The organism is Prevotella sp. P5-126, assembly GCF_002251185.1.
In the GTDB taxonomy this organism is placed as follows: Bacteria; Bacteroidota; Bacteroidia; order Bacteroidales; family Bacteroidaceae; genus Prevotella.
This window is the reverse complement of the sequence record NZ_NPIZ01000053.1, coordinates 174,560-198,578: the sequence shown is the minus strand read 5'-3', so window position 1 is coordinate 198,578 and position 24,019 is coordinate 174,560. Positions and strand designations below refer to the sequence as shown.

The 24,019-nt window shown below is 47.5% G+C and carries 17 protein-coding genes and 1 riboswitch; of the genes, 13 read left to right on the top strand and 4 right to left on the bottom strand.

Translation table 11 applies throughout. The features are described 5' to 3' along the window. Positions 1 to 16: 16 nt before the first annotated feature. Both CIK90_RS05770 and dapF read right to left on the bottom strand, forming a co-directional pair. On the bottom strand, positions 17 to 1,246 hold the full coding sequence (locus tag CIK90_RS05770) for an LL-diaminopimelate aminotransferase (RefSeq protein ID WP_094391022.1): 1,230 nt from the start codon (positions 1,244 to 1,246) through the stop codon (positions 17 to 19). A 33-nt stretch (positions 1,247 to 1,279) separates the two neighbouring features. Continuing rightward, a complete protein-coding gene (dapF, locus tag CIK90_RS05765) occupies positions 1,280 to 2,155 on the bottom strand; it encodes a diaminopimelate epimerase (RefSeq protein WP_094391023.1) in 876 nt (291 codons plus the stop codon). A 335-nt stretch (positions 2,156 to 2,490) separates the two neighbouring features. Here dapF and CIK90_RS05760 point away from each other — a divergent pair, with 335 nt between their 5' ends. The 4 genes from CIK90_RS05760 to asnB all read left to right on the top strand — a co-directional run bounded on the left by CIK90_RS05760 (position 2,491) and on the right by asnB (position 6,656). Then, on the top strand, positions 2,491 to 2,838 hold the full coding sequence (locus CIK90_RS05760; RefSeq protein ID WP_094391024.1) for a P-II family nitrogen regulator: 348 nt from the start codon (positions 2,491 to 2,493) through the stop codon (positions 2,836 to 2,838). 74 nt (positions 2,839 to 2,912) lie between these two features. After that, positions 2,913 to 4,166: an ammonium transporter gene (locus CIK90_RS05755; protein WP_094464564.1), complete on the top strand. Its 1,254-nt coding sequence runs from the start codon at positions 2,913 to 2,915 to the stop codon at positions 4,164 to 4,166. A 47-nt stretch (positions 4,167 to 4,213) separates the two neighbouring features. Next, entirely contained in the window at positions 4,214 to 4,921 is a 708-nt protein-coding gene (locus CIK90_RS05750; protein WP_094391026.1) for a hypothetical protein, read from the top strand. A gap of 70 nt (positions 4,922 to 4,991) precedes the next feature. Then, complete coding sequence (gene asnB, locus CIK90_RS05745) at positions 4,992 to 6,656, top strand: asparagine synthase B (RefSeq protein ID WP_094391027.1); 1,665 nt, start codon at positions 4,992 to 4,994, stop codon at positions 6,654 to 6,656. Positions 6,657 to 7,276: 620 nt separating this feature from the next. Here asnB and CIK90_RS05735 read toward each other — a convergent pair. After that, positions 7,277 to 8,575, bottom strand: a complete 1,299-nt coding sequence (locus CIK90_RS05735) for a cobyrinate a,c-diamide synthase (RefSeq protein ID WP_094464562.1) — start codon at positions 8,573 to 8,575, stop codon at positions 7,277 to 7,279. A gap of 80 nt (positions 8,576 to 8,655) precedes the next feature. Beyond that, a riboswitch (cobalamin riboswitch) is annotated at positions 8,656 to 8,850 on the top strand. An 85-nt stretch (positions 8,851 to 8,935) separates the two neighbouring features. On the opposite strand from CIK90_RS05735, the gene CIK90_RS05730 reads away from it, so the two are divergent. From CIK90_RS05730 to CIK90_RS05690, 9 genes are read left to right on the top strand one after another with little or no spacing between them, the layout of a single operon-like run. After that, positions 8,936 to 11,077, top strand: a complete 2,142-nt coding sequence (locus CIK90_RS05730; RefSeq protein ID WP_094464604.1) for a TonB-dependent siderophore receptor — start codon at positions 8,936 to 8,938, stop codon at positions 11,075 to 11,077. Beyond that, entirely contained in the window at positions 11,064 to 12,167 is a 1,104-nt protein-coding gene (locus tag CIK90_RS05725) for a sirohydrochlorin cobaltochelatase (protein ID WP_094440118.1), read from the top strand. The genes CIK90_RS05730 and CIK90_RS05725 overlap by 14 nt, the downstream gene beginning before the upstream one ends. Positions 12,168 to 12,197: 30 nt before the next feature. Beyond that, positions 12,198 to 14,258, top strand: coding sequence for a TonB-dependent siderophore receptor (locus tag CIK90_RS05720; protein WP_094434889.1), 2,061 nt, complete (start codon positions 12,198 to 12,200; stop codon positions 14,256 to 14,258). Beyond that, positions 14,255 to 15,664, top strand: coding sequence for a precorrin-3B C(17)-methyltransferase (cobJ, locus tag CIK90_RS05715; RefSeq protein WP_094464561.1), 1,410 nt, complete (start codon positions 14,255 to 14,257; stop codon positions 15,662 to 15,664). The genes CIK90_RS05720 and cobJ overlap by 4 nt, the downstream gene beginning before the upstream one ends. Before the next feature lie 13 nt (positions 15,665 to 15,677). Then, on the top strand, positions 15,678 to 16,874 hold the full coding sequence (gene cbiE / locus CIK90_RS05710) for a precorrin-6y C5,15-methyltransferase (decarboxylating) subunit CbiE (RefSeq protein WP_094464560.1): 1,197 nt from the start codon (positions 15,678 to 15,680) through the stop codon (positions 16,872 to 16,874). Further along, positions 16,859 to 18,610 carry a precorrin-4 C(11)-methyltransferase gene (gene cobM, locus CIK90_RS05705; RefSeq protein ID WP_094389999.1) on the top strand — a complete coding sequence of 584 codons (1,752 nt, stop codon included), beginning with the start codon at positions 16,859 to 16,861 and terminating at the stop codon, positions 18,608 to 18,610. The genes cbiE and cobM overlap by 16 nt, the downstream gene beginning before the upstream one ends. Next, a complete protein-coding gene (cbiD, locus tag CIK90_RS05700) occupies positions 18,607 to 20,334 on the top strand; it encodes a cobalt-precorrin-5B (C(1))-methyltransferase CbiD (RefSeq protein WP_094464559.1) in 1,728 nt (575 codons plus the stop codon). Before cobM ends, cbiD begins: the two co-directional genes overlap by 4 nt. A gap of 26 nt (positions 20,335 to 20,360) precedes the next feature. Next, complete coding sequence (locus CIK90_RS05695; protein WP_094389997.1) at positions 20,361 to 21,518, top strand: ABC transporter substrate-binding protein; 1,158 nt, start codon at positions 20,361 to 20,363, stop codon at positions 21,516 to 21,518. Between the two features lie 13 nt (positions 21,519 to 21,531). After that, positions 21,532 to 22,569: an iron chelate uptake ABC transporter family permease subunit gene (locus CIK90_RS05690; RefSeq protein WP_371591505.1), complete on the top strand. Its 1,038-nt coding sequence runs from the start codon at positions 21,532 to 21,534 to the stop codon at positions 22,567 to 22,569. A gap of 73 nt (positions 22,570 to 22,642) precedes the next feature. Here the strand turns inward: CIK90_RS05690 and CIK90_RS05685 are convergent, their stop codons facing one another. Continuing rightward, a complete protein-coding gene (locus tag CIK90_RS05685; RefSeq protein ID WP_094389995.1) occupies positions 22,643 to 23,992 on the bottom strand; it encodes a glutamate synthase subunit beta in 1,350 nt (449 codons plus the stop codon). Positions 23,993 to 24,019: the final 27 nt, after the last annotated feature.

Here is a 24,019-nt window from a genome sequence, read left to right as displayed (position 1 = left end):
GTCTGTTATATTGTTGTTACTTCAACCAGTTTTCTATACGTAGCAGTGCTTCGTCGGTTTTCTCTTGTTGTCCGAAGGCAGTCAGACGGATGTATCCCTCGCCACTTGGACCGAATCCCACACCTGGTGTACATACCACATGAGCATCGTATAGCATCTGTTCGAAGAATCTCCAGCTCCCTTCTCCATTTGGTGTTTTCACCCAAAGGTATGGTGCGTTTTCACCTCCATATACTTCCAGTCCGAGTTTAGTGAGTGTCTCCTTCATTTTATGTGCATTGCGCATATAGTAGCTGATGGTTTCTTTCACCTGTTCCTTACCTTCTTGTGTATAGATAGCCTGTGCAGCTCTTTGGCTCAGATAACTTGTTCCGTTGAATTTTGTGCATTGTCTTCTGTACCAAAGGTGGTTCAGTGGAATGCGTTCACCCGTCAGTGTTGACGCTGTAATATCTTTCGGCACCACGGTATAACCACATCTTACACCGGTAAATCCAGCTGTTTTCGAATAGCTATGAAATTCTATAGCACATTTTCTTGCACCTCTTATCTCGTAAATGGAGTGTGGTATAGAGTCATCTTGAATATATGCTTCATACGCCGCATCGTAGAATATGATTGCATCGTTTTTTAATGCGTAGTTTACCCACTTTTTCAATTCCTCCTTAGGAAGTACCGTACCCGTTGGGTTGTTAGGATAGCAGAGGTAAATGATATCTACTCTTTTGTTAGGAATCTGTGGAATAAATCCGTTTTCAGCCGTGCATGGCATGTATAAAACATTTGACCATCGTCCGTTTTCCACTACCCCAGCTCTTCCAATCATTACGTTGGAGTCGATATATACAGGATAGATAGGATCTGTCACACCGATGCTGTTGTCCCATCTCACCAGTTCCTGTATGTTTCCTGTATCGCTTTTAGCACCGTCGTTGATGAATATCTCGTTGATATCGAGATGTATTCCGCGAGGCAGAAAATCGTTTTTCAGGATGGCTTCACGCAGGAAGTCGTAGCCTTGTTCCGGTCCGTAGCCTCTAAACGTGGCTTGTGTAGCCATTTCATCAGCTGCGTGGTGTATGGCTTCCACTACTGCTGGACACAGTGGTTGAGTAACATCACCGATGCCGAGCGATATGATGTCGGACTTTGGGTGCATCGTCTTGAAGGCATTCACCTTTTTGGCGATGTCAGCGAACAAGTAATTGTTCGGCAATTTGAGAAAGTGTTCGTTTACTAATGCCATATCTTTGGTTGTTTTAAAAGTTGTCGTTTGTATTCAATTGGTTGGCGGTTCTCCGTCTGGAAGTTCTATTTCTCCTTCGAAAACAAATTCCGCCGGCCCTGTCATATATATATGGTTGTTGGTTTCGTCCCATTTTATAGTGACATTGCCGCCGTCCATTTCAATGACTGACTCTCTTCCTTTTCTTCCAGTGAGTGCTGCTGCAACCGCCGTAGCACATGCCCCTGTTCCGCACGCCATGGTAATTCCGCTTCCGCGTTCCCATACTCTCATTCTGATATGTCCGTTATCCATGACTTGTGCAAATTCTATATTGCATCTTTCAGGAAAAGCCTCATGGTGTTCCAGTATATTTCCTATTCGTGCAATGTCTATTTGATTCAGTTTTTCTGTGAAGATGACGAAGTGTGGATTGCCCATCGACACGAATGTTCCGGGCCAATCCTCTCCGTCTGCTGTTAAGGTGATTAGTTGTTCCGACCGATTGTCTGAACCTATAAACTGCCTTGTGTTGTACAGTTTAGGTTCTGACATATCCACTGTGACACTGCACACTCTCTCATGGGCAACGTTCAGATGTAATGTCTTAATGCCCGATTTTGTCAACAGTCGGATATCGGTCTTATGGGTTATCCCTTTTTCGTAGAGGTATTTACCAATACATCTTGATGCGTTTCCACACATCATCGCCTCGCTTCCATCAGCGTTGAATATTCTCATGGAATAGTCGGCTTCAGGCATATCTACCTCACCGATGAGCACCAGTCCATCGCTTCCGATGCCTGTATGAGGCTTGCTCCATACTCTGGCAGCCTCTTCAGGGTTGGCTATATTATATAATAAGGTATTGACGTAAATATAGTCATTACCAGCCCCCTGCATCTTTGTGAAATGAACTTTAGCTTTCATCATGCTAATCTTTTTGCCTTTTTTAATTGCTTAATGTCTTATTTCTGGTGCAAAGTTACGTCGATTTGATAGTATTTGCAAGTTTATTGCAAGTTTATTTGATAACTTTTTGTGTTATTTTGTTAATTTGAAAGCAAATAGGCCATATTGCTTTCAAATTGTAAGTAACTACAATAAAAACTATAATAAATGCAAACAAAACTAATATTTTATTTTCTTATTGATATAAATATCATTGTTTTACTTACTTTTTGCACTAATTTTGCATCCGAAACAATACAGTTTGTTATCAATACGACATATTAATATAATTAGTAACATTAAAGGTTTAAGGTATGAAAAAGATTGAAGCAATCATCCGCAAAACAAAATTTGAGGAGGTGAAGAGTGCTTTGCTCTCTTCCGACATCGACTGGTTTGAGTACCACGACGTACACGGAATAGGTCAGAGCAGGCAGGAGCGCATTTATCGTGGTGTTCAGTATAACACCGATGTGATAGAGCGTGTAGCGCTAACCATCGTGTGTCGTGAAATGTTTGTCGAACCAACCATCAAAGTCATATTAAATGTAGCCCATACCGGAGAGATTGGTGATGGTCGTATTTTCCTCAGTGAGGTTATCGACACCTATTCTATCCGTACAGGTGAGAACGGCGACACGGTTTTGCGCGATAAGAAATAGTCTGGTTGCGTAATATTGAAACACAACAAGAGAAACGGATAACACAATAACACAAACACAAAATTTAGAAGATTATGAATGAAGTAGGAATTTCTCTCGATACCGTATGGATGTTGTTAGCTGCTATACTCGTATTTTGGATGCAGCCCGGTTTTGCGCTGTGTGAAGCAGGTTTCACCCGCAGTAAGAACACTGCCAATATTCTGTTTAAGAACTTTGTCGATTTCATGCTTGGTTCGGTATTGTTCTTTTTCGTAGGTTTTGGCTTTATGTTTGGCTCCGATGGCGCTGGTTTCATCGGTGCTCCCAACTGGGGCGACCTTTCTTTTTATAAGAGTGATCTGCCTGTAGAGGGTTTCTTGATGTTTGAAACAGTCTTTTGTGCCACTTCCGCCACTATTGTCAGCGGTGCCATGGCCGAGCGCACAAAGTTCTCTATGTATATAGTCTATAGCTTTTTCATCTCTCTGATTATTTATCCTGTGGAAGGCCATTGGACTTGGGGAGGTGGATGGTTGTGCAACGACGCAGCCGAAAGCTTTATGATGACCACTTTCGGACATGTGTTCCATGATTTTGCAGGTTCAGCCATTGTTCATAGTGTAGGTGGTGTGCTGGCATTGATTGGTGCTATTGCCCTCGGTCCCCGTCGCGGCAAGTATGATGCAAACGGCAAGAGCCGTGCCATTCCTGGTCATTCACTCATCTTGGCAGCCCTCGGTGTATTCATCTTGTGGATGGGTTGGTTTGGTTTCAACCCCGGTTCTCAGTTGGCAGCAACGGGTGAAGTAAACCGCATCGCTATCTCTCACGTCTTCCTGACCACCAATCTTGCAGCCGCCTGCGGTGGTATCGCCACGATGTTTGTTACTTGGATGAAGTACGGCAAACCTTCATTCTCACTGACCCTCAACGGTGTATTGGCAGGATTGGTAGGTATTACTGCTGGTTGCGATGCTGTTGATGCTTGGGGCGCCATTATCATCGGTTTGGTTTGTGGCATAGTTCTTGTATATTCTATTGAGTTCATCGACCGGAAACTTCACATTGACGACCCTGTAGGTGCTTCTTCTGTACACGGTGTATGTGGTATATTGGGAACATTGATGACCGGTCTGTTCTCTGTCAGCGAAGGACTTTTCTACGGTCATGGCTGGGGATTCCTCGGTGCCGAAGCCTTCGGTATACTGATAATCGACCTTTGGGCAGCAGTCACTGGTGTCATTCTGTTCTACTCTATTAAGAAGATTCACGGTCTGCGCGTCAGTGCCCGTATTGAAGATGAAGGTCTTGACATCTACGAACACGGTGAGACTTGCTACAACTGATCCTCTCTCCTGAGAGATCACAACAATAGTATTAATCAATAAAAAACATGAAGACGATGAAAAAGAATGTATTGCTTATATCGGTAGGACTGCTTTTTGCAGTCGCTACCGCCCATGCACAGGACAAAGTAGAAACCACTTTATCTGCCGATGTAGTAAACCATTATATCTGGCGTGGTACTGATTGCGGCAATGTAAGTATTCAGCCCACCTTGGGTGTTGCCTATAAAGGCCTGAGTCTTTCGGCTTGGGGAAGTGTAGGACTCGATAAAGACGACAACAAAGAACTCGACCTTACCGCCAGTTACAGTGTAGGTGGATTCTCTATCGGTGTCACCGATTATTGGTTTAATACCCCCGAAAAGCGTTATTTCTACTATAACGCCCATGGCACCAGCCATATCTTTGAAGGATATGTGAGCTACGATTTCGGTCCTGTTTCAGCAGCTTGGTACACCAATTTTGCAGGCAACGACGGTGTCAACAAAGACGGTGACCGTGCCTATTCATCTTATTTCGAAGTCAACGCTCCGTTTAAGTTGGGCGGTGTAGATTGGACAGCCACAGCCGGTGCGGTGCCTTTTGCCACCACCACTTACAACACTTCAGGTTTTGCGGTTACCAATCTTGCCCTCAAAGCCTCTAAAGACATTCAGATCACCGACCACTTCACCCTGCCTATCTTCGGTCAGGTGGTGGCCAATCCCAGTGATCAGAAAGCCTATTTCGTGTTTGGATTTACCCTGCAGCCCTAAGTGGCTGCAGGCTAATCCAGCCACTCCCCTATCCTAACCTCAACGCAAACATAAAAACAACAATATCATCATGTGTGGAATAGTAGCCATCTTCCATGTGGAAGAACAAACGCAAGCCCTTCGCGACAAGGCCTTGCGCATGAGTCAGAAAATACGTCATCGTGGTCCAGACTGGAGCGGTATCTATTGTGGAGGCCATGCCATTCTCGCCCACGAACGTTTGTCTATCGTCGATCCTGAGTCAGGTCAGCAACCTCTTTATAGTCCCGATCGCTGCCAAGTGCTTGCCGTCAATGGCGAGATTTATAACCATAAGGACCTTCGCGAGCGCTATAAGGATCAATACCAATTTCAAACCGGTTCCGATTGCGAGGTTATTTTAGCCTTATATCGCGACCGTGGCATCGATTTCCTTGAAGAATTGAATGGCATATTCGCTTTCGCGCTCTACGACGAAACGCGCGATGAGTTTCTCATCGCCCGCGATCCGATAGGTGTCATCCCTCTTTATATCGGCTATGATGCCGATGGCAAGGTCTATGTAGCCTCTGAATTGAAGGCGCTTGAAGGTCAGTGCGACCACTACGAACCATTTCTGCCAGGCCATTACTACTGGAGTGGCGAGGGAAAGATGCATCGGTATTACCATCGTGATTGGATGGATTACGACCAGGTGAAGGACAATAAGGCCAGTGTGACTGCTATCCATGACGGTCTTGAAGCCGCTGTACGCCGCCAACTGATGAGCGATGTACCCTACGGCGTGTTGCTCAGCGGTGGTCTTGATAGCAGTATCATCTCAGCCGTAGCCGAGAAATATGCCGATATGCGTATTGAAGACGACAGTAAGACCAAAGCCTATTGGCCCCGTCTTCATAGTTTTGCCGTTGGATTGAAGGGAGCGCCCGACCTTGCCAAAGCCCGTTTGGTGGCCGACCACATAGGCACTGTCCACCACGAAATCAACTATACCATTCAAGAAGGCCTTGATGCCATCCGCGATGTCATCTATTTTATCGAGACGTATGATGTCACTACCGTACGTGCCTCTACTCCGATGTATCTCCTTGCCCGTGTCATCAAGTCGATGGGTATTAAGATGGTACTCTCTGGCGAAGGAGCCGACGAGATATTCGGCGGTTATCTCTATTTCCACAAAGCGCCCGATGCGCGTGCTTTCCATGAAGAAACGGTGCGCAAACTCTCTAAGCTTTATCTCTACGACTGCCTCCGTGCCAACAAGAGTCTTGCTGCATGGGGTGTGGAAGGTCGTGTGCCATTCCTCGACAAAGAGTTTCTCGACATCGCTATGCGCACCAATCCTGAGGCAAAACTCTGTCCCGGCATGATGATGGAGAAGAAGATTTTGCGTCAAGCCTTTGCAGATATGTTGCCCGATGAAGTGGCATGGCGCCAGAAGGAGCAGTTCTCCGATGGTGTGGGCTACTCGTGGATCGACACGCTGAAAGCCGTTACCGCAGCCGCTGTGACCGACGAACAGATGGCACATGCCGCCGAGCGCTTCCCCATCAATACGCCACAGAATAAGGAAGAGTACTACTATCGCAGCATTTTTGCTGAGCATTTCCCTTCCGATAGTGCAGCTCGCAGTGTTCCAAGTGTGCCAAGCGTGGCATGCAGCACTGCCGAAGCATTGGCATGGGACCGTTCGTTCCAACATCTGAACGACCCCAGTGGTCGTGCTGTGAAGGGTGTTCACGAGCAGGCATATTAAGTCTGTGTTTTCTCCAGCCGATGTTTTTATGCTGGCAACAATGTCAGGTAGTAGTACTTTCTACAGTTTTTCAACTCCAAACAGTTGATATCCCCTACTCTTTTCAGTCTCCGACACGCTGTTTGTCGGAGACTGTTTTTCTTTCATTCCGCATCACTTCTCAGCCGTAGCTGACAGTTGTTTCAGCAGACAGTGGGTTGCGTATCGTCCTGATACCCTGTTTTTCAGTGATTTTTTTGATATGGTGTAACCTATTGGTATATAGAAGATTAAATACCTATAAGCGTCATGTGGTTCAGCAAACTCAATGAATTTGCTGACCAAACTCATTGAAATTGCATAGTCATCAACGTCATTCAGCATCATCGAGAACGTCATTCAACGTCATCGAGAACGTCATTCAGCATGGCTGCAAACGTCATGTAGTTGAGCAAAACAAATTGATTTGCCGAGGAAAACAAATTGATTTGCTGAGGAAAACAAATTGATTTGCTGAGGAAAACAAATTGATTTGCTGAGGAAAGTATGTTGAAAAGTGTTGAAACGTACATTATATCAGTACGTTATGCTTATTGTGTAGCAGTGGCAACAAAGGTCTTTTGTCCTACTGTGGTTTATTGTCATTTGCCAAAGAACGGCACTTCGTCCTGCCAATACAAGTGGGTATAGCTCGCCACCACATTGCCTTCGATGATAAACGGCGAAGGCGTTTGCTCATTGCGAGCGTTAAACACATCGGCGCCGGAGTGGGGCAGTGGCGGCAAAAACTGGGAGTAATGAAACTCATGACCGCGATATTCCTTCTCTCCAACTATCACGCGGCGATAGCCTAAAGATAGTTTTCGGTCGCTCTTTCGGCTGCCAATAGAGTAGGGCAGTACGCCACACATCTCGTACGTACCTTCGTCGCTGACGATATCCTTGCAGAGATACATCATGCCGCCACACTCCGCCAGTATCTTTCCGCCACTGATGGCATAGCGGCGTATGCTCGCTCTGGTTTGTTGGGCGCGTTGCAATGCCTCTAAATGCTGTTCGGGATAGCCTCCCGGCAGATAGAGTAGGGTGGTGTCTGCCGGTATCGGCTGGTTGTCTTCGGGATTGAAAAAGGTAACCCTGCCCAAGCGTTGCAGTAAATCGATATGGTGCTGATAGACAAACGAAAACGAATCGTCGTTGCGAGCCACTACGATGTGGCAGTCTGATAGTGGTCTATCGGTGTGATGGTCGATAGTTTCCTGCGGTCTCTCGCCACTTGTCAGCAGCAACAACCGGTCTATATCCACATGCTGTTCCACAAGGTCTGCCATCTCGTCCATATCCGTGGTACGACTAAAGTCCAGTCCCAAATAGCGCGACGAAGCCTCCGCTTGTCGCTGGCGCGGTACACATCCCAGACACACCAACCCTGCATCGGCTGCCGCCTCACGCAGCATGAGGTCGTGGCGTGGACTTCCCACCTTATTGAATATAACACCCTTGACATGGACATCGGCATCGTAACGCGCCAAACCCTGTAGCAGTGGTGCCACCGAATAGCCCGTATGGCTGGCATCTACCACCAGTATTACCGGCAAATGGAGTGTGGCTGCCACATGTGCCGCACTGCCTTGCTGGCGCTGAAAGCCGTCGAAAAGTCCCATCATGCCCTCCACCACACATATATCGGCATCGCGCGAAGCCTCAGAGTAGATAGCCTTCACGTGCGAATCTGTCGCCATGAAGAGGTCGAGGTTGTATGACGATCGGTGGCACGCCATACCGTGATATTTTGTATCGATATAGTCGGGACCGCACTTAAACGGTTGCACCACCCTGCCGCGACGCACCAGCGCCGCCATCATACCAATGGAAATGGTGGTCTTGCCCGACCCAGATGCCGGTGCCGCTATTAGAAATTGGGCGAAAGTATGCTTCATGGGTGCGAAATTACAAAAAAGGAGGATAATAATCCGATTTTTCTATGATTTTTTTGCCATATAACATAAAATGACTACATTTGCACCCGGAAAGAAAAGGCAATCAACGGCAGATGCCGTATGATGCAAGGGAATCCGGTGAAAGACCGGAGCTGTACCTGCAGCTGTAATCCCCCTTTGAAGCAAGTTTGTCAGTATAACGCCACTGAGGCAACTCGGGAAGGTATGACAGACTGGGGAGAGCCAGAAGACCTGCCTTATATGTTCTATCTCAGGCAAACGCCCAGACAAGACATTGCGCCCTCAGGATTAAGGGTTGACAATTTCCTATTTTATTTTAGAATGAATTATAAGGGTATTATGACTTGCAGAAACATTGCGGGTCTGCTACTTGCTATAGTAGTGTGTCCGCCGGTTTTAGCACAGAAAACCATTGAGAGCAAGGAGTCGCTGCAAGAGGTTGTGGTGACAGGAACTGGTACGCGCCACTTGTTGAAAGATGCTCCGGTACAGACCGAAGTCATCAATCGGCAGGTGCTGAAAACCTTTGCCGGACGCAGCATCGAAGACATACTCTCCCAGTTGTCAGCATCGTTCGACTTCGAACAGGGCGACATGGGATCGCAAATGCAGATGAACGGACTGGGCAATTCCTATATCCTAATACTCATCGACGGTAAGCGCCTGCATGGTGATGTAGGCGGACAAAACGACCTCGGACTTATCGACCCCAACAATATTGAGCGCATCGAGATTGTCAAGGGTGCCTCGTCGGCACTCTATGGAAGCGATGCCATAGCCGGAGTCATCAATATTATCACCCGTAAGCATAATGAAGGCGTGATGCTTGAAAACAAGACACGCTACGGATCGCATAACGATGTGAGACAGCACAACGGCATTGCCCTGCGCTTTGGACAATGGAAATCATACACCAACTTTCAACTTCAGCACAACGACGGATGGCAGAATACCGCCACCGAACATACACCAAGTTCGGCAACACCCGTCACCGACTCGAAAAGCAAAACTGCAAACGAGTTTACCAATTGGCAGATAGCAGAGCGGTTGGTATGGAATCCTACCCAACAATTAGAACTCTATGCCGAAGGATCATGGTATCAGAAGGGTATATACCGCAAGAGCGGCAAATATCCCAAATATGATGTCTATAACTATGACCTAAAGTATAAGAACGCTTCAGCCGTTGCCGGCATGCAATGGACCACTAATCGCGGTGACCTCGTCACGGCAGATGTCAGTTGGAACAAACATGCCTATTACCACGCTTTCACCTCGACAACACTGGCAGAAGGCTTCGATGAAGATGGCAACTTCATTCTCGACTACCCCTATTTCACCGGACAAAAACTGCTGATGAGCAATCAGGAGCGCACCATGTTTAATCTAAAAGGTGTGTTTGCACTCACCCCAACCAACAAACTCAGCGCCGGTATTGAGGCACGCTACGATTATCTCAAAGCTCCTGCAAGCATCAAAGGACGCACCGCCGACGATAATACCGAGGCCATCTATGTGCAAGACGAACTCCAACTGCTGCACATCCTCCAGGTGACAGCCGGACTCCGACTCAACCGCAACGAGAGTTTCGGATGGAAACTTACCCCCAAACTCTCTACCATGCTTAAACTTGGCGACTTCAGACTTAGAGCATCGTGGAGCCAGGGATTTAAGACACCCACCATCAAAGAGCTCAATTACCAGTATGCACGCGACATGAGCGGCATCATTCTGTTTTTGGGAAATCCAGACCTGAAGGCACAAACCAGCAATTACTTCTCGCTAAACGGCGAATATACCATAGGTCATTTCAACGTATCTGTTACGGGATATTATAATAAGGTGGATGATATGATAGCCTTGGTAACCATACCCAAGAGCGAAGCACCAGACGTTTACCGCCAACAGTATGGTGAGATGCTCAGTAAAGTGCGTCGCTATCACAACATGGAAGATGCCAAAACCTATGGTGTGGATGTCAATCTGCGATACACCACAGACCATCTGAGTATCGGGGCAGGGTATAGTTACCTTGATACCAAAGCCAATATCTACGACACCACACACGACAGAATGGTCAATGTCACCATCGATGGCATGGCACACCATAAAGCCAACGTCTTCGCTACATGGAACCATCAGTTTGCCACCAACTATCAGATGGGTGTCGGCATCTATGGCAAGATGTCAACCAAACGCTACTATCAGACCAACGGCAACGGTAAGGGATACCAGATATGGCGTCTCAGCACCACCCACGACCTTGGAAAAAGTAAACACATGACCTACCGTATAGAGGCTGGAGTGGATAATATCTTCAACTATGTGGATAAAACTCCACACGGATTACACCTCGGTACCAACACATCGGGTACTACGCTTTTCGCCTCGCTGACTGTCAGATTTGCGAAAGGAAAGAAGATTAGAAACATTTTTAATAATCAACATTATAACAAACAAAAAGACAATGAAGAAGATTAAATTTCTCATGATGGCAGCCGTAGCATTGCTGACTGCCTCAACATTCGTTGCTTGTGGTGACGACGACGATGACTCCAAGGGCGGACAACTGTCAAACATGGAGCGTTACCAGCAGGAAGTAGATGCTACCGTTAAGTCACAGAAGAAAAACGACAAGGCTATTCTCGTCGTTGCATTTGGTTCGACATGGCAGCAGGCATACGATGCTTTCGACCTTACCGTAGAGGAATACAAGAAAGAATTCCCTGGTTACGACGTCTATCTGTCGTTCTCTTCAGCTATCTGTATCAACCGTGCTATGGCTGGCGAACACGTAAAGCCCCGCAACTTCTATGAGCCAAAATACTGGCTGGAGGCTTTCGGACGTGTGCAGTATAAGGAAATCATCGTTCAGTCTATGCAGGTGATTCCCGGAGAAGAATACACACGTGTCATCAACGCTATGAAAGACTTCGCTAACAACTCTAACGGTGACCTCGACGATAAGTATCTGAGCACCATGACCCTTAAGCTGGGCTATCCTCTGATGGCTGAATATCCTTCAGACGTGAATAAGTTGGCTAAGGCACTCAACGACAACTTCAGTTCTTATGCACAGAAAGGCGCTTTGTTGTTCATGGGTCACGGTAACCCCGACACCTACGATACCTACAAAGCTAATGTTCGCTACACCCAGTTGGAAACAGCCCTGAAGGCTTACAACTCTAACTACTATGTAGGAACTGTTGATATGAAGGAGAACTTCAAAACTCACGTTCACCAGCGCATGGCCAACGATGGCATCACCAGCGGTAAGGTATATTGCGCTCCGCTGATGTCTATCGCCGGTGACCACGCCCACAACGATATGGCTGGTGACGACGATGCTTGGGACAATGGATTTGAGACCAACGACGAAGGTGAGGTTGAAGACACCAGTTGGAAGATGTATTTCAAACACATGGGATACACCATCGAGGACGATAGCTATACCGACGACAAGGGAATTGTAAAGGGTCTGCTTGAGTTTGCCAATGTCCGCGCACTCTATAAAGCACACACCAAGAACGCTGAAACTGTGGATTACTATCACTCAAAGAACCCCGAATAAACCAGAAACAAACATAAAATCTGATAAACTTTGAAGACCAACAGACTACTCGTTATCTTCGCCTTATCAGTAAACGCAATAGTTGCATCGGCACAGATCCACAGCAAAAGCGGATCGGCAGATGCTGACAAACAGATGAGCCTCAATCCCGTTGTAGTGACGGGGTCGGGGCATCATCAGCGTTTGGGAGTCACTGCTACACCGGTGCACGTACTCTCGGCGAAGGAAATCAAAGAGCAGGGCATCACTACATTTGCTGATGCGCTCACACATACTATGCCGCAACTTTCCATGGCACCTAATGCCATGGGGTCGCAACTCCGTTTGAACGGACTCGGAGGAAAGTATATTCTCATCCTCATCAATGGACATAAACTCAGTGGAGACATCTCCAACAACGCAGATCTCAATCGCATCAACATGGCAAGAGTGAAGCGTATAGAGGTACTCGACGGTGCGGCAAGTTCACTGTACGGCAGCGATGCCATCGCAGGAGTAATCAATATCATCACAGACCAACCTACAGGCAATCTTGTCAGTGCCACTTCCAACTCGCGGGTAAGTGGGAAAGGACAGTTTACCGAGCAGGTCAATGTAGATATCTATAGCCATGGATTCGGATCATACACCTCCTTTTCACACGATAGGGCAGACAGTTATCGCATCAACCCACTGGAATATGTGAAGGGAGAAGAGGACAAAACACAGCAATCGCTGTCGCCCTTGTTTACTGGATATAGAAACAATCTGGTCAGTCAGCGCTTCACTTGGCAGACAACCAAGCAACTGGCATTCAATGCGGGTATGGAGTATGGATATAAAAAGACTGACCGTCCCAATACAAACCCCGACATCACCGGTGGTCTCGACTATGAAATGCGCTATAAATCGCTGCGCTGGAATGTGGGAGGAATATACAAATGGAACTCAAGAAACTCCATTCAGACGGATTTTACAGTAGATCGTTACCGCTATGGAAAGGAGTATGACGTAGAAACCAAAACCTACAAGGTGGGCGATTATGTGCAGTCGAAGAAGCAACGCACCATGGATGGCGAGGTGAAAGCCATACTCGGACTCACCCAAAACTCTACAACCATCTTCGGTGTTGATTGGCGCAACGATATGTTGGTGACTACATCAGGAAACATAGACAATAATGCCTATACCCTTTCTGGCTATGGACAGCACGAAATGGCATTGCCACTACACCTCAAAGCTACCGTTGGTGCACGCTATACCTACCATAAGGAGTTTGGTAGCAGACTGACACCAAAGGTGGCACTGATGTTTAGCAACGGACCTATACGACTCAGAGCAACCTATAGCAACGGATTCAGAGCTCCCGGACTCGACGAACTCTATTACCGTTACTTCTCTGTCAATCGCGGAAAACCACAGGTGTCGTTTGGCAACAAAAACTTGAAATCGGAAGCCAGCCACTATGTATCGCTGGGAGCAGAATATCGCGTTAGCCGCTTCTCGCTGTCGGTCATGGGTTATATCAACCGCATCAACGACATGATTATCAAGGATAATATCAAGCTCACTGACCCATTGCGTGAGATGCTGAAGGCTGAATTTCCTGAAATGACAGATGAACAAGCCAACAAAATGACGTCTTATGCACACTATGTCAATAGCGACAAGGGTGATGTGAAAGGACTACAGGTCAACATCTACGCTAATCCTGTCGATGGATTCAACTTCAATGTGAACTATGCCTATACCTATGCACAATCGAAATCGGGCGACGAATGGCAGATTCTCGACCGCAGTATCAAGAATGCACTTACGCTGTCGGCAAGTTATAGCCGCGCTTGGGGCATCTACCGCTTGTCGGCTAATGTCAATGGCAGACTACAATCGAAAACCTATTATGCGGCTTACGAGGATGCACCGGGCTATGGGGTGTGGAATATCAATACCACACACACCTTCTCGCTGGCTCGCCATCTGACCGTAGAGCCCAGTTTGGGTATAGACAACATATTCAACAAGACGGACAACCGAATAGACAGCAGCCTGCGACGCTATGCACTCTATTCACCGGGACGTATGTTGGTAGCTGGATTAAAAATTAAGTTATGAAACAAATCATCGTTGTAGGAATAGGTCCGGGAAGTATGGACGACATGACAATGGCTGTGCGAGAAACCCTCGCACAAGCCGATGTCGTGGTGGGATATAAGTTCTATTTCCAGTTTATAAAACCCTTGCTGCCCGATACCGCACAGTGTATCGACACTGGAATGAAGCGTGAGTATGAGCGTGCAAAAATAGCTTTTCAACTGGCAGAACTGGGCCATCAGGTGATTGTCATGTCGTCGGGCGATGCCGGCATCTATGGCATGGCATCGCTGATATGGGAGATGAAGGCGAAAAGTCAGTCGGATGTAGAGGTTATCGTGCATCCGGGCATATCCGCTTTTCAGAAGGCAGGCGCCTTGTTGGGCGCTCCTGTCAGTCACGACTTCTGTGTGATTTCACTCTCTGACCTGATGACTCCATGGAATCTTATAGAACGTCGCATCACTGCGGCAGCACAGGCAGACTTTGTGACTGCCGTCTATAACCCACGTTCCAACGAGCGCTATTGGCAGTTGGGACGTCTCAAGGAGATATTCCTCAACGCGGGAAGAAGTCCTGAAACCCCCGTCGGCTATGTCAGGCAGGCTGGGCGTGAAGGAGAAACGGTAGTGCTTACCACGCTCGGAAAGCTCAATCCGGATGATATTGATATGCTGACCATCGTCATCATAGGTAATTCGCAGACCTTTGCCTTTGCCGACAAGATGATAACACCGCGTGGCTATATACAGAAATATGGTCAGAAAGAGAATGAAAAGTCGATAGGTGCGGGTATTATGACCGAGAGTTTTCACACTATTCTATCAGAGCTGCACCGCAAAGACTATCCCACCGACCATCGTTGGCTATTGCTACATGCCATCCATACCACTGCCGATTTCGAAATGGAGAATGTGCTCTATACAGATCAGGGTGCTGCGGAGTGCATCTTTGAGCGTATCAGACAAGGAAAGCTCAAGACCATCGTGACCGATGTCACCATGGTGGAGAGCGGCATACGCAAGGGTGCTTTGCAACGGTTAGGACTGGAAGTGAAGTGCTATCTACACGATTCAAGAGTGGAACAGATAGCAGCCCAACAGCATATCACACGGACACAGGCTGGCATACGACTGGCTGTGGAGGAACATCCCGATGCACTATTTGCCTTTGGCAACGCACCTACAGCACTTATCGAACTTTGCGAACTGATGCGTAAGGGTAAAGCACGACCGCAAGGTATCGTGGCTGCACCTGTTGGATTCGTACATGTGAAGGAGTCTAAGTATATGGTGAAGAGTTTTGCTGACGTACCCAAGGTCATTGTTGAAGGGCGCAAGGGTGGCAGTAATATTGCTGCAACACTGTGTAATGCCATCATGACACTCGACGACGCCATTCAACTCGTGCCGGGAAGAGATTTATAATAAAACACAATCGATGATGTTACAGTTTACAGTCATAGGTATCAACGACCATCCCAATCCAGTATTTCCTTCAGAAGTGGAACAGCTTATCGCTACATCGACGGTGTTTTCGGGTGGAAGCCGACATCATGAAATCATGGCGGAACGGTTGCCACATGGTGCACAGTGGATAGATATCACCGTTCCGCTTGCGGATGTGTTCAGGCAATATATGGCATGTGAGGGACACATCGTGGTGTTTGCATCTGGCGATCCATTATTCTATGGTTTTGCAACAACGTTGAAAAGACAGTTTCCTGAGGCTCCAATCCGCGTCGTACCCACGTTTCATTCCCTCCAAATGTTGGCACATCGACTCGTTTTGCCCTATCACGACATGACGCTTGTATCGCTCACAGGAAGACCATGGAATGCCCTCGATGCGGCACTGATAACTGGAAAACAGAAGATAGGATGTCTCACAGACCGTCACCATACACCGGCTACCATTGCACAGCGCTTGTTGGACTATGGTTATGACAACTACGAAATAGCCATTGGCGAACACTTGGGAAACCCACAGACGGAGCATATCTGTCAAATCAGTATTGAACAGGCGGCATCGCTCTCTTTTGCACAACCAAACTGCTGCATACTGTTGCAGAAAGAATTCCGTGAAAATGTTCCCATGGGAATACCCGACGAGGATTTCTCCATACTTGATGGCAGACCCAAGATGATTACCAAGATGCCCTTCCGACTGTTGAGCATCCAACAGCTGGGACTCCATGCCGATAGTGTACTGTGGGATGTGGGATTCTGTACTGGTAGCATATCGATAGAAGCCAAACGGCTCTATCCCACAATAGATATTGTGGCATTTGAAATAAGAAAGGAGGGGGAGGCGCTCATGCGCGAGAATACGCGCCGATTTGGTACTCCAGGCATACAGACTGTCATAGGCGATTTCATGCTGCAGCATCTTGATACGTTGCCCAAACCTACCAGTGTGTTTATCGGAGGACATGGCGGAAAACTCAAAGAAATGATGGCAAAACTCTGTGAAGTGTTGCCATCGGGAGGCTGTATGGTGATGAACTGTGTGACGGAAGAGAGCAACAGACTCTTTGAAGAAGCCTGTCAGAGCCTTCCGCTCACACCACAAACGCCATTACACCTGACACTTAACGATTATAACCCTATAACAATAAGGAAATGCATCAAGCAATAATTATCCTTTCGGAAGATCAGCGGATGCTGGCAGAAACGATGGCCAGAGAGACCGATGCCGATATCTTGTCGGTAAAAGACGTGGAAAAAAGCTGGAAATACTACGAGGCTTTTGTATTTATTGCCGCGCTGGGCATCTGTGTACGTACGATAGCACCGCTCTTGGAAGACAAGCATACTGATCCTGCAGTGGTTTGTGTAGATACCTGCGGACGCCATGCCATTGCCGTGGCATCAGGACATGTGGGGGGTGCCAACGAACTCACCCGGCATATTGCACATATCATAGGGGCAGAAGCTGTCATCACTACGCAGAGTGACTTAAATGATTTGTGGCCTCTCGACATATTGGCGCAACGCTTTGGATGGGTCATGGCTGATACACACATCAATCAACAGATTGCTCTGTTTGTTGCTCAACAGCCTACCGCATTGTTGTTGGAAACAAGAGACAAGGGTACTGACTGGATGGAAAGCCATTGCTTGCCACACGTCAGCGTGTTCTATCATGCGGAAGACATCGATATGGAACGCTATAAACTACTTTTGGTGGTGGGGCCTGTAATGCCCGAAACTCAATTGCCGACCGTGTGGTATTCGCCTAAGTGCCTGCATGCCGGCATCGGACTGGCACATCAAGCGCCCATCACTCACTTGCAAAGCATCTGCAAGTGTATCAGTGATCATCGCATCATGCAGCAGGCAATTGTCGCTTGGCATACTATTGATGTGAAAGCTGACGAACCTATCATACGAAAACTACAGGAAGAAGCGCCTGTGCAACTATTGACTGCCGACGAACTCAATACCAAGGAGGTGCCCACACCCAGCGCAGTGGTGGAAAACCACGTAGGCACTAAGAGCGTTTGTGAAGCTGCGGCTATGTTGGGAGCAGCCACCAACGACTTGTTGATGACCAAGCAGAAGGGTACACACTGGACACTTGCCATGGCTGTCGAACCTCGCTATGAACGTCGTGGACACGTGGAAATAGTTGGGGCAGGCCCCGGTGATCCTGATTTGGTATCTGTGCGCGGACGCCGTTTCTTAGAGACAGCAGACCTTATATTATATGCTGGCAGTCTTGTACCGCGCGAACTCACGCTCTGTGCGAAGGATGGAGCCGTGGTGAGAAGTAGTGCTTCGATGGCATTGGAAGAGCAATGCGAACTGATGAAATCGTTTACCGACCGTGGACTCTTAGTGGTGAGACTCCATACGGGAGACCCTTGTATCTTTGGAGCTATACAGGAACAAATGGCATTCTTTGATGACAATGCCATCAGTTATCATATCACACCGGGCATATCATCGTTCTTGGCGGCTGCAGCAGAGTTGCGCTCGCAGTTTACCATACCTGAGCGTTGTCAAACGATAATACTTACACGCGGTGAAGGGCGTACGCCTATGCCTGAAAAGGAAAAACTGCATCTCCTCGCACGAAGTCAAAGTACGATGTGCATCTTCCTCAGTGCAGCTATTGTGGATGATGTGCAACGGCAGTTGTTGCAGGAGTATCCGCCCCATACACCCGTTGCTGCATGCTACCATCTGACGTGGCCTGACCAGCATATCTACCGCGGCAGGCTCGATCAGCTATCTGCTATTGTCAAAGATAACCATTTGACATTGACCACCATGATTGTTGTGGGAGAGGCTATCGATAATCGACATGGATTGTCGGAACTATACAGCAGTCATTTTACACATCTTTTTAGAAAAGCTACAAAGGAATGATACTGGTATTGGGAGGTACCACAGAAGGACGAAAAGCCGTTGCCGAACTGGAAGAGGCTGGTAACATTTTCTACTATTCCACGAAGACGGGAGAGCAGGAAGTGGAACTTTGTCATGGCATTGCCATACAAGGTGCCATGACAGAAGAGGCTATGTTGGCGTTTTGTCAACAGAAGCAGATACGTCTGCTGGTGGATGCTGCCCATCCTTTTGCCACCATACTGCACCATACGGTGGCAAGGGTGGCAAATCAATTGCGGTTGCCCGTCATCAGGTTTGAACGCATCTTTCCTCCACGTGACACGGACATCACATGGGTAGATTCCTATGACGACGTGGTACAACTATTGAGCAAACAACCTGGAACGATAGTGGAAGCCACTACGGGGGTACAGAGTATTGCCCGGTTGAAAGTATTGGAAAACCATGGCATCAAGATGTATTATCATATTCTGGACCGACCATCGAGCCTGATCAAGGCTTTGGCTTGTGGTGTTGGCATGGATCAACTCATCCGATACGGACAGGAGAATCAACTCCATGCAGATGTCATGATAATGAAGGAGAGCGGACTTTCGGGTGGTTTTCAACAAAAGGTGGATGAAGCCAGACGGCGCAATATGAAGATGATTGCTATCCGCAGACCAGCTATGCCGCAGTCGTTTCAGAGTGTAAACGGTGAACATGGAGTGCGATTGATGGTAGAAAAACTGTTGCCTGAGTTCTTTCCGCTACATAGCGGGCTGACTACGGGTACTTGTGCTACTGCTGCTGCTGTGGCTGCCTATCGTCAGTTGATGGGCAAACAACAAACCGATACGGTCGATGTCATGCTGCCCAACGGTGAGACAATACCTGTGGCGGTGGGTTATGGCATGGGGTATGCGTATGTGATCAAACCAAGTGGTGACGACCCTGATATTACCAAAGGAGCGGAAATACGTGCTGCGGTGACCTGTACAGGACAGCCGCTTTCCATCAAAGGTGGTGAGGGTATCGGTCGTTTCACACTTCCTGGTTTTGATTATCCACCAGGTGAAGCTGCCATCAACAAGGTGCCGCGACAGATGATACACCGTAATCTTCATGAGGCATCGGTATGTGTGACGCTGTCTGTAGTGGGAGGTGAAGAACTCGCACAACATACGTTTAATCCACGATTAGGCATTGAGGGCGGTATCAGTATCGTTGGTGTGTCGGGCATTATCAAACCTTTTTCAGAGCAAGCCTTCGTTGATAGCATCCGCAAATGTATGACAGTGGCAAAGGCTGCAGGTTTTGATACGGTTGTTATCAATAGCGGTGCGAAAAGCGAAAGAATGGTTCGCAACCGCTTTCCAACATTGCCAGCACAGTGTTTTGTGGAGTATGGCAACTATATCGGCGATACCTTGAAGATTGCGCAACAATTGCAGTTTGCGCAAGTATGTTTGGTGATGATGATGGGCAAGGCGGTGAAATTGGCAGCCGGACATCTGGATACCCATAGCAAGCGTTGTACGATGGACAAAGACTTCATTGCTAAGATGCTGGCAGAGGCTGGATGTGATGAGAATGTATGCCGTAGGGCGCTGCAAATGACTCTGGCACGTGAACTATGGACTATCGTGCCCGCCGACCGCCAACAGGCTTTTATCGATGTGTTGACTGGTTATTGCTATCGGGTGTGTCATCCGTTGTTGCCCAATGGACAGTTGGAGATCATTATATTGAATGAAGAATAACAAAACAAACATAATAACTGACGAACATGAAGAAGTTCTACATTTATCTTTTCATCGCTTTCCTTGCTGTAACAGTGGGGTGTACAGGCAATAAAAAACAACAAGATGGGCAGTCTGCCGAACTGTCAAAAGCTACCGACAGTCTGAGTATAGTACAGCCAAAATATGCCAAGGGATTCCATGTGGAATATCCCGGTAACGGCATCCGATTAGTGGAAGTGAAGGACCCACAGAAAGGAAAAGGTATGACCTATCGTTTTGCACTTGTCAACAGAGGTGCCACTGTTGAGATTCCTGACGGATATACTAAGATAGAGGTACCTGTGCGTAGTGTCGTACTGATGACCATGTTGCAACTTTCAAACTTTACTGTCCTTGACGCTACGCAAGTGGTGAAGGGTATTACGGGTACAAAAAATCTCTTTGATAAGCAGATCAAGGCTCGTGTCAAAGCTGGTGATATTGTGAAAATAGGTATGGAAGGCAACTTTGATCCCGAACTGGTGATGGCTGCCAAACCTGATGTGATTTTCATATCGCCATTCAAACGAGGTGGTTATGATGCCATCAAGGAGACTGGTGTGACGCTTGTGCCACATCTCGGCTTTAAGGAACTCGACCCGTTGGGACAGGCTGAATGGATTAAGTTTGTGGCTCTTTTCGTAGGCAGGGAGCGTGAAGCAAATACTGTTTTTCAGGAGATTGCCGACCGCTATGAGGCGTTGAAGGAGAAAGTGGCAAAGGCTAATGACAAACGTCCTACTGTGTTTAGCGGTGAAATGCATGGTGGTAACTGGCATGCTGTAGGCGGAAAGAACTATTTGGCACAGATCTTCCGTGATGCAGGTGCAGACTATGTTATCCAAGACGATAATACCGGAGGTGAGCCCATCGACTTCGAAGCGATGTATGTCAAGGCTGCGCAAGCCGACTATTGGCGTATTCTGAATAGTTTTCCGGGTGACTTTTCCTATGAAGCACTTGCTAAATCGGAACCTCGTAATAAGCTCTTTAAGGCTTATAATGACCGCCACGTGATCTATTGCAATATGAAACGCCAACCGTATTACGAGATTTCTCCTGTCTGTCCTGATAAGGTTTTGGCTGATTTCGTTGCCATTTTCCATCCCGAACTCATGCCGAAGGATTACAAACCGACATTCTATCATCTGTTGAAACAATAATATAGCTATACAAGTGAAACATCGTCCTGCCATCATGATGGCTTTCACTCTTGTGGGAGTGGCCGTCCTTTTCCTGTTCAACATCCTTATCGGAACGGTAACGATACCTTTGCGTGCCGTGACAGACATACTCCTTGGACTCGATACTACGGGATATGATGCCACGGAGGTTACCATCTGGAGTAATATTATATGGAACTCACGATTTCCACAGACGCTTACGGCGCTCTTGGCAGGCGCAGGTCTGGCGGTGAGTGGACTTCAGATGCAGACCGTTTTCCACAATCCTTTGGCAGGACCGTCGGTGCTTGGTGTGTCTAACGGTGCTTCGCTTGGTGTGGCATTCGTTGTGCTGTTGAGCAGTTCCATTGGTGGTGTGGCATTGAGTAGATTGGGTTATGTGGGCGATGTAGCTATGACTATTGCCGCTATGGCTGGTTCATTGCTCGTATTAGCACTCATCATATTTGTGGCAAGATACGTACAGGGAAATGTTACGTTGCTACTTATCGGTGTGATGACTGGTTATCTTGCCACATCTATAATAGGCATTCTGAAATTTTTCAGTGCTGAAGAGGATGTCAAGGCGTATGTGGTGTGGGGATTGGGATGCTTCACACGCACCAGTGGCACACAACTTATGGTCTTTACCGTTATGATGGCGGTGTTGTTGCCTATGAGTATGCTGCTCATCAAGTCGATGAACATGTTGCTATTGGGAGATAATTATGCACGAAATTTAGGACTTGATATCCGTCGCTCACGCACCTTGATTATCGTTTCTTCGGGTTTGCTTGCTGCTGTAGTGACTGCCTATTGCGGTCCTATCATGTTTATTGGATTGGCTGTACCCCATCTGGCGCGTGTTTTGTTTCGCACCTCAGACCATCGATGGTTAATGCCTGCCACCTTGTTTTCTGGTATTATGCTTACGTTGATATGCTGTTTGTTGTCGCGATTGCCCGGTTTTGAAGGCGCTCTGCCCGTCAATAGTGTGGCAGCACTGGTAGGTGCTCCTATCGTGGCGATGATGCTTATCAAGCGTAAATAGCAAATGAAAGCGTGCAGACACGAATGGATTCGGTCTGCACGCAATGGTTTTTGTGTTTGTATTGTTTGTGATGTTATTTCTTGAGGAAGTCATCCACCTTGGCGGCAGTCTGTTTACCGCTTGCTAATGCACGTACCACAAGACTGGCGCCATTGGCAGCATCGCCGCAAACGAAAACATTCTTGGGATACTGTGGATGTTCGGGTTTGAGGAATCCCATAGCGAGTAATACCAGTTCGGCTTTGATAATCTCTGGTTTTCCCTTTTCCACCATGAGTGGACGACCGCCCTCTGGATTGGGTTTCCAATCTATTTCTTGCACGCGTACACCAGTCAGTTTACCGTCCTTGCCTATGAATTCAAGTGAATTGATATTCCAGCGACGGGTGCATCCTTCCTCGTGGCTACTCGTAGTTTTGAGAGTTCTGGGGTATGCAGGCCATGGATTCTTAGGATCTTCTGGTCCTACAGGTGGCTTAGGCATGATTTCTATCTGTGTCACGCTCTTACAACCCTGACGGTGGGCTGTACCAATACAGTCGCTACCGGTGTCACCGCCACCAATGACGAGCACGTCTTTACCCTTAGCGGTGACGATTTCGTCTTTCTTAAACTCTATACCATCGAGTATTCTATTCTGTTGTGAGAGAATGTCGAGTGCAAAGTGAACTCCCTTGAGTTCGCGTCCGGGAATCTTCAAATCGCGTGCTGTTGGTGTACCGGTGGCAATCACTACGGCATCAAACTCGTTGGCGAGTGACAGATGCTGTAGGTCGATATCGGCTTCAAATACAAACTTAATACCTTCATCATACAACACTTTCATGCGTCGGTCTATAATGGCCTTGTTGAGTTTGAAGTTGGGAATACCATAACGCAACAGACCTCCGGCAGCTTCATGACGGTCATAGACGGTCACCTCATAACCCTTTAGATTCAAATCATTAGCTGCTGCGAGGCCGGCAGGACCTGCTCCGATGACAGCCACGCGTTTGCCGTTGCGCTTGGGATGGTGGGTAATAACATAACCCTCACGGAATGCGGCTTCTGTGATAGAGGCTTCATCTTCTCGGTTGGTAGTGGGTTCGTGTTCTATCAAATTGAGAATGCATGCTTTCTCGCACAATGCTGGGCAGATGCGTCCTGTGAATTCAGGGAACGGATTGGTGGCATTGAGTAGCCGATAGGCAAGTTCCCAGTCTCCACGATACAAAGCATCGTTCCATTCGGGTGGTTTGTTGCCCAGCGGACAAGCCCAGTGGCAGAATGGAACACCACAGTCCATGCAGCGTGATGCCTGTGCTTTGCGTTCCTTGGTATTGAGCGTTTGCTCCACTTCACCGAAGTCGTGGATACGGTCATGTATTGGACGATAGCCAGCTTCTTGCCGGTGTATCTCTAAGAATGCTTTTGGATTTCCCATAGTTGTCTATTGTCTTTCTGTGCTTCA